The sequence below is a fragment of the Streptomyces montanisoli genome (genome assembly GCF_017813245.1).
In the GTDB taxonomy this organism is placed as follows: domain Bacteria; phylum Actinomycetota; class Actinomycetes; order Streptomycetales; family Streptomycetaceae; genus Streptomyces; species Streptomyces montanisoli.
Genome location: NZ_JAGIQL010000068.1, coordinates 24,217 through 33,637 on the forward strand (window position 1 = coordinate 24,217; position 9,421 = coordinate 33,637).

9 protein-coding genes are annotated in these 9,421 nt (G+C 73.9%); 5 read left to right on the plus strand and 4 right to left on the minus strand.

The window, feature by feature from the left end; translation table 11 throughout:
• Nucleotides 1–54: 54 nt before the first annotated feature.
• A complete protein-coding gene (locus JFN87_RS17695; protein WP_209341060.1) occupies nt 55–852 on the plus strand; it encodes a class I SAM-dependent methyltransferase in 798 nt (265 codons plus the stop codon).
• 58 nt (nt 853–910) lie between these two features.
• On the opposite strand, the gene JFN87_RS17700 is transcribed toward JFN87_RS17695, so the two are convergent.
• Nucleotides 911–1,453, minus strand: coding sequence for a YciI family protein (locus JFN87_RS17700; RefSeq protein WP_209341073.1), 543 nt, complete (start codon nt 1,451–1,453; stop codon nt 911–913).
• A 56-nt stretch (nt 1,454–1,509) separates the two neighbouring features.
• A complete protein-coding gene (locus tag JFN87_RS17705; protein WP_209341061.1) occupies nt 1,510–2,184 on the minus strand; it encodes a TetR/AcrR family transcriptional regulator in 675 nt (224 codons plus the stop codon).
• A gap of 223 nt (nt 2,185–2,407) precedes the next feature.
• Between JFN87_RS17705 and JFN87_RS17710 the strand changes: the two genes are divergently transcribed.
• The 4 genes from JFN87_RS17710 to JFN87_RS17725 all read left to right on the plus strand — a co-directional run bounded on the left by JFN87_RS17710 (nt 2,408) and on the right by JFN87_RS17725 (nt 7,400).
• On the plus strand, nt 2,408–3,016 hold the full coding sequence (locus JFN87_RS17710; RefSeq protein ID WP_209341062.1) for a 2Fe-2S iron-sulfur cluster-binding protein: 609 nt from the start codon (nt 2,408–2,410) through the stop codon (nt 3,014–3,016).
• Entirely contained in the window at nt 3,013–4,005 is a 993-nt protein-coding gene (locus JFN87_RS17715; protein ID WP_209341063.1) for an FAD binding domain-containing protein, read from the plus strand. The genes JFN87_RS17710 and JFN87_RS17715 overlap by 4 nt, the downstream gene beginning before the upstream one ends.
• Nucleotides 4,002–6,131 (plus strand): xanthine dehydrogenase family protein molybdopterin-binding subunit, encoded by a 2,130-nt coding sequence (locus JFN87_RS17720; RefSeq protein ID WP_209341064.1) that lies wholly within the window; start codon nt 4,002–4,004, stop codon nt 6,129–6,131. The genes JFN87_RS17715 and JFN87_RS17720 overlap by 4 nt, the downstream gene beginning before the upstream one ends.
• 123 nt (nt 6,132–6,254) lie before the next feature.
• Nucleotides 6,255–7,400: an XdhC family protein gene (locus JFN87_RS17725; protein WP_209341065.1), complete on the plus strand. Its 1,146-nt coding sequence runs from the start codon at nt 6,255–6,257 to the stop codon at nt 7,398–7,400.
• A gap of 49 nt (nt 7,401–7,449) precedes the next feature.
• On the opposite strand, the gene JFN87_RS17730 is transcribed toward JFN87_RS17725, so the two are convergent.
• Both JFN87_RS17730 and JFN87_RS17735 read right to left on the minus strand, forming a co-directional pair.
• Nucleotides 7,450–8,754: an alpha/beta fold hydrolase gene (locus JFN87_RS17730; RefSeq protein ID WP_209341066.1), complete on the minus strand. Its 1,305-nt coding sequence runs from the start codon at nt 8,752–8,754 to the stop codon at nt 7,450–7,452.
• 8 nt (nt 8,755–8,762) lie between these two features.
• The coding region (locus JFN87_RS17735) for a gamma-glutamyltransferase (protein WP_209341067.1) at nt 8,763–9,421 on the minus strand (659 nt) is incomplete at its 5' end.

Sequence of the window (9,421 nt, forward strand, 5' to 3'; positions counted from 1 at the left end):
TGCCCATGGCACGCATAGAGTTGCCGCGAGTGCCGCACCTGGGGAGGGCGAAGGATGACGGGCGAGTTCGACGCACACGAGCGGCGGATGTGGACGGGCGCCGCCAAGGCGTACGCGGGGAGCTTCGCGGCCCTGTGCGCGGCGACGGCGGGGCCGCTGCTGGACGCGGCCGGGGTCCGCGACGGCGCCCGCGTGCTGGACGTCGGCACGGGTCCTGGCACGATCGCGGTGGCGGCGCTGGCGCGTGGCGCCGGGGTCGTCGCGGTGGACGCGGAGCCGAGCATGGTGGAGCTGGCGGCCGCGAACGCGCCCGGGGCGGACGTCAGGCACGGTGTGCTGCCCGAACTGCCCTTCCCGGATGGCTCGTTCGACGCCGTGGTGGCCAACTTCGTGGTCAACCACGTGGAGGACCCCTGGGCGGTGCTGACCGAGCTGCGCCGGGTGGCCCGGCCAGGTGGCCGGCTCGCGGTGACGGTCTGGCACGCCACGGCCAACGAGGCGATGTCGCTGTTCAATCAGGCGCTGGACGAGGCAGGCGTGGTGCGCCCGTCGTACCCCGCCCCGATGAGCTTCGCCCGGACCGCGGAAGGCCTCCGCGGTCTGCTGGACCAGGCGGGACTGGACGAGGTGGCCGGGAGCGAACTCGCCTGGACGCATCGGGAGGACCCCGAGGTCTGGTGGTCGGGCCCGGCCGGTGGCGTGGCCGGCATCGGCCGTGTGCTGTCGGAGCAGACACCCGAGATGTACGCGCGGGTCAAGGCCGCGTACGACAAGCTCGCGGCCGAGCGGCTGGACGGGGACGGGTTGATCGGCCTTCCGGCGGTGGCGGTGCTGGCGTCCGGCCGGTGCTAGCGGGTCACCGGCGGCCCGCGCTTGCGGCCGGCCGGTGACCGGGCTGCCGTGTGCGCCGTCAGGGGCGCCCGCCGAACTGCCAGTCGTGCACCTCGACGGCCGCGTACCGCTCGCGGGTCAGGACGGCGCGTGCGGAGGCCCGGTCCTGGGCGCGGAGCAGCGCCGCCGTGCCCAGCCAGGCGGCGCCGTCGTCGGACAGCAGCGGCCCGTAGGCGATCAGTTCGTCCCGGCCGGCCGGCACCGCGAGGTCGGCGGCCTGCCCCGTGCCGAGGCCGAGGACCAGGTAGCGGTTGCCGCCCGTGCGGCCGCCGGGGAAGTCCCACATCGTGCGTCCCAGCGTGTTGCGCCACCGGCGCAGCAGCACGTCACGGTAGACCCCGGCCTGGTGGTTCGGCTCGTCGAGGGCGAACGCGCGGGCGGCGGCAGGACCGGCCAGGTCGACGATGTGCAGGCTGCCGGTTGGCGTGTCGCCGCTGAACGTCGGGCCCCTGGCGATCATCTCCTTCGCGTACCGGTCCATGTACGACCAGTGCTCTTCGGACAGCTCTTCGCGCAGCGGCAGGGAGCCGGGCCGGTCGCGGTGGTAGCAGAGGAACTCCATGCCGAAGGGTCTCCCGGCGCGGGCCGCCGGGTCGAGGGGTTTCCCAACGGCGCGGGTCACCGGCCGTTCGTCGCGTGGTCCTCGTCCCCGGTTGCGCCGCGGTCGGGGCCCGCGGCCCGGGCCGCGGCGGGCTCGCCGCAGGTCTCGCAGGCCGGGCCCCGCGGCGCGCTCGCGAGCAGGCCCTCGACCACGAGGTCGAGCAGCCGCCGGGCGCGGGCCTCCCAGTCGCCGTCCGGGTCGATCTGCCACAGGCCCGCGATCGCGAGCAGGAGGTCGTCGGCGCCGATGTCCCGGCTGACCGTGCCCGCCTCGTGGTTGGCCGCGAGGAGCGTCTCGACGGCGGACCTGACGGAGTCGTGGCCCACGCCCGCCAGGCTCCCGCGTGCGCAGGTCGCCTTGCGCATGGCCTCGGCGAGGCCGGCCTTGGTCATGGCGTAGCAGGAGAGGCGGTCGAGCCACTCCCGTAGCGCACGGTCGGGCGAGCGCGTCGCGAGCAGCCGGTCGGCGGACTCGGCGACCTGCTGGACCTCGTAGCGGTAGACCTCGAGGATGAGGGCCTCGCGGCTCGGGAAGTGGCGGTAGAAGGTGCCCTGCCCGACGTGTGCCCTGCGCGCGATCGACGTGATCGAGGCGTCCGGGTGCTCGGTCAGCACGTCCCAGGCGACTTCCAGGATCCGCCGGCGGTTGCGCAGCGCGTCCGAGCGCAGCGGCTCGCTCTTTACCGGGCGCACGCGTCCTCTTCTCGGGTCCCATCGAAGAACTCTTGCTAAGCGGACAGCAGTCCGCTAATTTCACCTAAGCGGATCATCGTCCGGTTGCCCGCCCACCATAAGGCATGCCCATTTGCGTCGGCAGCCCCCGGCAGCGACGTGTTTGCCCGCCGGAGCGCCCGGCGCCGGACGGACGGGATCGCGCACGCACGGGCGACACCGAGTACTCAGGAGATGGCCGGACATGGCCCTGGCGACATCCAGCACGATCACCTTGCACGTCAACGGCGAGCGGCGCACCCTGCCCGTGGACCACCGCACCACCCTGCTCGACGCACTGCGGGACCATCTGGAGCTGACCGGTTCGAAGAAGGGCTGCGACCACGGCCAGTGCGGTGCCTGCACGGTGCTGATCGACGGCCGCCGCGCCGTCTCCTGCCTCCAGTTCGCCGTCGCCGCCGAGGGGCGCGAGGTCACCACCATCGAGGGCGTCGCGGACGGCGACACGCTGCACCCCGTGCAGCAGGCCTTCATCGACCTGGACGGCTACCAGTGCGGTTACTGCACTCCCGGGCAGATCTGCTCGGCGATAGCCGTCATCGAGGAGCACGCGGCCGGCTGGCCGAGCGCCGCGACCGAGGACGTACGTCCTGAGGCCGGGGCGCCACCGCTGGACGCGGACGAGATCCGGGAGCGGATGAGCGGCAACCTGTGCCGGTGCGGCGCGTACGTGTCGATCGTCCAGGCGGTGGCGCGTGCGGCCGAGGCCGCGCAGGGCGAGTCCGCTCAGGACAAGAGCGCGCAGGGCGGGGACCTCGCCGGCGCCGAGGCCGGCACGGCGGTGACGGCATGAGGGAGTTCGGCTACGAGCGCGCCACGGACGTCCCGGGTGCCGTCGCACTGCGCGGCGCGGACGGCGGCACGTCCTACCTGGGCGGCGGTACGAACCTCGTCGACCTGATGAAGTCGGGCGTGGAGCGGCCCGCGCTGCTCGTCGACGTACGCGAGCTTCCGCTCGACCGTGTCGAGGTCACCGAGGACGGCGGGCTGCGCATCGGCGCCACCGTCACCAACAGCGACCTCGCCGTCCACCCCGAGGTGCGGCGGCGCTACCCGATGCTGGCCGAGGCGCTGCTGGCGGGCGCGTCGGGGCAGCTGCGCAACATGGCGACGGTCGGCGGGAACCTGCTGCAGCGCACCCGGTGCGGGTACTTCGCCGACACGAGCGCGCCGTGCAACAAGCGCGTTCCCGGCAGCGGCTGCCCGGCGATCGCCGGTGAGCACCACAACCACGCGATCCTGGGCGCGTCCACGCACTGCGTGGCCACCCACCCGTCGGACATGGCGGTCCCGCTCGCCGCGCTGGACGCCGTCGTCTCGTACGAGACGGTGGACGGGCCGGGCGAGCTGCCGCTGGCGGACTTCTACCTGCCTGTCGGCGACACCCCGCACCTGGAGACGGCACTGCCGCCTGGCGCGCTGATCACGCACGTGACCGTCGGTCCCGCGCCGGTCGCCGCGGTCTCCCACTACCGCAAGGTCAGGGAGCGCGCCTCGTACGCGTTCGCCATCGGCTCCGTCGCCGCCGCGCTCGCGGTGCGCGGCGGCGTCGTCGAGGAGGTGCGGCTCGCGCTCGGGGCGGTCGCGTCCAGGCCCTGGCGGGCCCGTGCGGCGGAACGCGCGCTGACGGGCGGGCCCGCGACGGCGGAGGCGTTCGCCGCCGCGGCGGACGCCGAACTGGCCGCCGCGAAGCCCCTGCCGGACAACGCGTACAAGGTGACGTTGACACGCAACCTCATCGTCTCCGAGCTGACCCGACTCGCCGAGGAGAGCGCCCGATGACCACGACGACCGAGGCGACCAGGCTGGCGGGGGCCGTCGGGGTCGCGCACACCCGGGTGGAGGGCCTCGACAAGGTGACGGGCGCGGCACGGTATGCGGCCGAGCACCACTTCACCGAGCTCGCCCACGGCTGGATGGTGCTGTCCACCGTGGCACGCGGCCGGATCACCGCCATCGACAGTGCCCCCGTCGAGGCGATGCCCGGCGTGCTCGCGGTGCTGCATCACGAGAACGCGCCGCACCTCGCGGAGGCCTCCGGCTTCTTCGGCCCCGACCCGACCGTTCAGGTGCTCCAGAACGACCGCGTCCCGCACGTCGGCTGGCCGGTCGCGCTGGTCGTGGCCGAGACGCCGGAACAGGCGAGGGAGGCCGCGGAGTCGCTCGTCGTGCACTACGAGCAGGAGCCGCACGACACGGTGTTCCGGGCCGGCCACCCGGACACCTACACACCGGGCGACGACGAGGACGACTCGGTCGAGATCTCCAAGGGCGACATGGAGGCCGAACTCGCCGCGTCCGCCGTCGTGGTGGACGAGTGGTACACCACGCCCGAGGAGCACCACAACGCCATGGAGCCGCACGGGGCGATCGCGCGCTGGGAGGACGGCCGCCTCGAGGTGATCGACACCACCCAGGGCGCCTTCGCCACCGCGCAGGACCTCGCGGCGCTCCTCTCCCTCGACCCCTCCTCGGTGCGCGTGGTCTCCGAGCATGTCGGCGGCGGGTTCGGGTCCAAGGGCCTGGTGCGCCCGCACTCGGTGCTCGCGGCGATGGCCGCGACGGTCGTCCACCGTCCTGTGCGGGTCGTCATGACGCGCCGCCAGGTGTTCTCGCTGGTCGGCCACCGCCCCGCGACGGCGCAGCGGATGCGCCTCGGTGCCCACGCGGACGGCCGGCTGCGCGCCCTCGACCACCAGGCGTCCAGCTACACGTCGCGGGTCATGGAGTACGTGGAGTCGAGCGCCGCCATCAGCCGGGTGCTGTACGGGGCGGACGCGCACCACACGGTGAACCGCGTGGTGCCGCTCGACGTGCCCACCCCGCGCTGGATGCGCGCGCCCGGCGAGGCGCCCGGTTCCTTCGCCGTCGAATCGGCGATGGACGAGCTGGCGGAGCGGTGCGGTGTCGACCCGGTCGCGCTGCGGATCCGCAACGAGCCGGCCGTCGGGCCGGTCTCGGGGCTCCCATTCAGCAGCAGGTCGACGGTGGCCTGCTTCGAGGAGGGCGCCCGCAGGTTCGGGTGGGCGGAGCGCGACCCGCGGCCCGCCGTGCGCAGGGAAGGCCGCTGGCTGCTGGGTACGGGCGTGGCGGCCGCGACCTACACGGCCGGTGTCGTGCCGTCGACCGCGTCCGTGACGGCCGAGGCCGGCGGCGACTTCACCGTGCGGATCACCGCGGCCGACATCGGCACGGGGGCGCGGACCGCGCTGGTGCAGATCGCGGCCGACGCGCTGGAGGTCCCGGTCGACCGGATCCGCATGCGCATCGCGGACAGCGACTTCGGCCAGGCGATGCTCGCGGGCGGCTCCACGGGCACCAGGTCCTGGGCGCACGCGATCGTCGCCGCGGTCGCGGAACTGCGGGCGGTGCTGGTGCCAGGCATGGAGATTCCGGCGGACGGGATCACCGTGCGCGGCAACTCGCTGGACGCCGTGCGCGGGCTGGCGAAACTCGAACGGCACTCGTTCGGCGCGCAGTTCGCGGAGGCCGCCGTCGACATCGCCACGGGCGAGGTGCGGGTGCGGCGCATGCTGGGCATGTTCGCGGCGGGCCGTGTGGTGAACCCGCTCACCGCGCGCAGCCAGCTCGTCGGCGGGATGGTGTGGGGGCTGTCCATGGCCCTGCACGAGGAGGCGCACAGGGATGCGGCGTCCGGCGGTCTCGTCGGCGGTGACCTGGCCGGGTACCACATCGCCGCGAACGCCGACGTCCCGCTGATCGAGGCGGACTGGGTGGACGAGGTCGACCCGCACGACCCGACGGGGATCAAGGGGCTCGGCGAGATCGGCATCGTGGGAGCGGCGGCGGCCGTCGCGAACGCCGTGTGGCACGCGACGGGCGTGCGCCACAGGCAGCTGCCGATCAGGCCCGACCGGGTACTCGCGGCGGCCGCTGAGCGCGGCTGACCGGCCCCGGCCGGAGGGGCGCCCCGGCGGCCCTCCGGCCCGAGCGCCCTGCGACCGGAGCGCCCTCCGGCCGGGGGCGCCCCTCAGGCCTTCCTGGCCGCACAACACCTTACGGAGATCACCATGCTGGACATCGCCGGCGAGCTCGACCGGTGGGTTTCACAGGGCCGGACGTTCGCCGTGGCCACCGTCGTGGCGGTCGGCGGCAGCGCTCCGCGGCAGCCGGGCGCCGCGCTCGCCGTCGACAGCGCTGGCGCCGTGATCGGCTCGGTGTCCGGCGGATGCGTCGAGGGCGCCGTGTACGAGCTGTGCGAGCAGGCCATGGCCGGCGGCCACAGCGTGCTCGAACGGTTCGGCTACAGCGACGACGACGCCTTCGTGGTGGGTCTTACGTGCGGCGGCGTGATCGACATCCTCGTGACCCCGATGGCGCCCGGCACGACGGCCGCGGCGGTGTTCGCGGCCGGGCTGTCCGCCGTGGTGCGCGGTGACACGGCGGCGCTCGTGCGCGTGGCGGACGGGCCGCAGGAGCTGATGGGCGCGGCGATGCTCGTCGGCCCCGACCAGGCCTCGCGCGGTTCGCTCGGCGGCCACCCCGAGCTCGACCGTACGGCCGAGGGGGAGGCGCGTGCCATGCTGGCGGCCGGCCGCACGGGGACGGTCGTGGTGGGCGCGGACGGTTCGTACTGCGGCCAGCCGGTGACGCTGCTGGTGGAGTCGAGCGTGCCGCCCCCGCGCATGATCGTCTTCGGGGCCGTGGACTTCGCGGCCGCGCTCGCCCGCATGGGGAAGTTCCTCGGCTACCACGTGACGGTGTGCGACGCACGCCCGGTCTTCGCCACCCGGGAGCGCTTCCCCGACGCGGACGAGATCGTCGTCGAGTGGCCGCACCGCTATCTGGCGGGCACCGAGACGGACGGGCGCACCGTGCTGTGCGTCCTGACGCACGACGCGAAGTTCGACGTGCCGCTCCTGGAGGTGGCGCTGAGGCTGCCGGTCGCGTTCGTCGGCGCGATGGGATCGCGCCGCACGCACGAGGACCGCTCGTGGCGGCTGCGGGAGGCGGGGCTGAGCGAGCGTGAGCTGGCCGGGCTGCGTTCGCCGATCGGCCTCGACCTGGGCGCCCGTTCGCCCGAGGAGACCGCGCTGTCCATCGCGTCGGAGATCGTGGCGGCGGCCCGGGGCGGGTCGGGCGCACCGCTGACGGGGGCGCGCTCGCCGATCCACCACGACACGCAGGGCGCGGGGCCGCTCGGCTCCGCCGCCTGACGCGCGGCGGCGGCCCCCGCCCGCGACCCGGGCGGGGGCGGCGCTGTGCTCAGCGGGCGCCGAACAGGCCCCGGTCCTTGAGCATGCCGCGCAGGTGGGAGAAGACGCGGGCGTCCTCGTGGAGGCCGTCGTGCTCGTACTCGTTGGTCACCCAGGCGTGCGCGTTGCCGACCCGGGACACGGTCTCCAGCTGGAGCCCCGAGTCGACGTACATGTCGTCGAAGTAGACCGCGGCCGCCAGCGGCACCTCGTTTGCGGCCAGTTGGTCCAGGTCGTAGAGGGCGGGCCACTCGTCGCGCGCGGCGAGCAGTTCGACGGCGGCACGGAACGGCCGCAGCGCCCTGATCTCCTCGAACATCCAGGGGTAGACCATCTCGCCCGTGAACAGCAGGGGCCTCGCGTCCTCGCCGAACTGCGGCCGGGCCGCGCGTTCGCGTTCCGCCGCCCAGGCGGTGGCCCCCGCGCCGCTCCCGTAGATCGTCTCCTGGAGCGCGGCGTACAGCGGGTTGGTGTAGAAGGCCGTGCTGTCCCTGACGCCGGCGAGGAACGTGTCCGTCAGCCGCTCCCCCGTCCCGGGCCCTTCGGCGAACGCCTCGTCGAACAGCCAGTGCACGCGCTCGAAGCCGGGCTTCATCCCGAAGCCCATGCCGAGGGCCTGCAGCCGCCGTACCGTCAGGACGTCGCCGTCCGGCAGGACCACGTCGCCCGCCGCGACGCGGTCGGCGACCCGCGCGACCACGTCCACGTCGTGCGGGTAGCGCTCGCGGTAGATCCGGTTCTTCGCCTCGACCCGCGGGTACGTGTGCCGGTAGACGTCGGAGGCATCCGATGTCACCGACGCGAGACCGCCGGTCACCAGGCACGCGTGCAGCCCCTCCGGGGCCTGGGACAGGTAGCACAGCGTCAGGAAGCCGCCGTAGCTCTGGCCGAGCGTCGTCCAGGGCCGGCCGCCGAACACCGTCTTCCGCAGGTGCTCCGCGTCGGCGACGATCGAGGGCGCGAGGAAGTGGGAGAGGTACGCGGCGCCCGCCTCGGCCGTGCCGAGTGCCGCCATCACGGTCCCGTCGACGGGGGTGCTGCGGCCGGTGCCCCGCTGGTCGAGCAGGACCACCCGGTGGGTCTTGAGGGCCTCGCCGATCCAGCCGCTCCTGGCCGTCGGACGCGGCGACTTCCCGCCGGGACCGCCCTGGAGGTAGGTCAGGTACGGCAGGTCGTCGCGCCGGCGCTCAGGGTCGACGAGTTCCCTGGCGAACACCGTGATGGCCGGGCCGTCCGGTGCGGCCCAGTCGAGCGGGACGTCCACCCTGTGGTCCCGTACGTGGATGCCCGGCAGCGTGTACTCGGCCGTGATCATCTGCTCTTCTACCTTCCTACCGCGTAGCCCTGCATGCCGCGGGGGTTGGCCGCGGCCCTCAGCCAGCCGTCCTCGCGCGCGACGGCGCTGACGTGGCCGAGGGACCAGCCGTCCCCCGTCGTCACGATATGTCCTCGCCTGCGCAGCTCGGCGACCACCTCCGGGTCGTGGCGGTCCTCCAGCAGGACGTGCCCCGGGTGGGCGTCGCGCGGGTAGAACGAGTTCGGCATGTGGGTGGTGTGGAACTCGGGGAAGTCGATGGCCTCCTGGAGGTTCATGCCGCCGTGCACGACGTTGAGGAAGAAGTGCAGCGTCCACTGGTCCTGGAAGTCGCCGCCCGGCGTGCCGAACGCGAGCCAGGGTTTGCCGTCCTTGAGGGCGAAGGACGGTGTGAGGGTCGTACGGGGGCGTGCGCCGGGGCGCAGCGAGTTCGCCAGCCCCTGCTCGACCCAGAACATCTGGCCGCGGGTGGAGAGGCAGAAGCCGAGTCCCGGCACGGTGGGCGAGGACTGGAGCCAGCCGCCGCTGGGGGTCGCGGAGATCATCATGCCGCTGCTGTCGGCGACGTCGAGGTGGCAGGTGTCGCCGCGCACCTCGCCCGACGCGTCGACGGTGGGCTCACCCGCGCCGGCGACGGCCCCGCCCACGGTGAGATCGGAAGAGCATT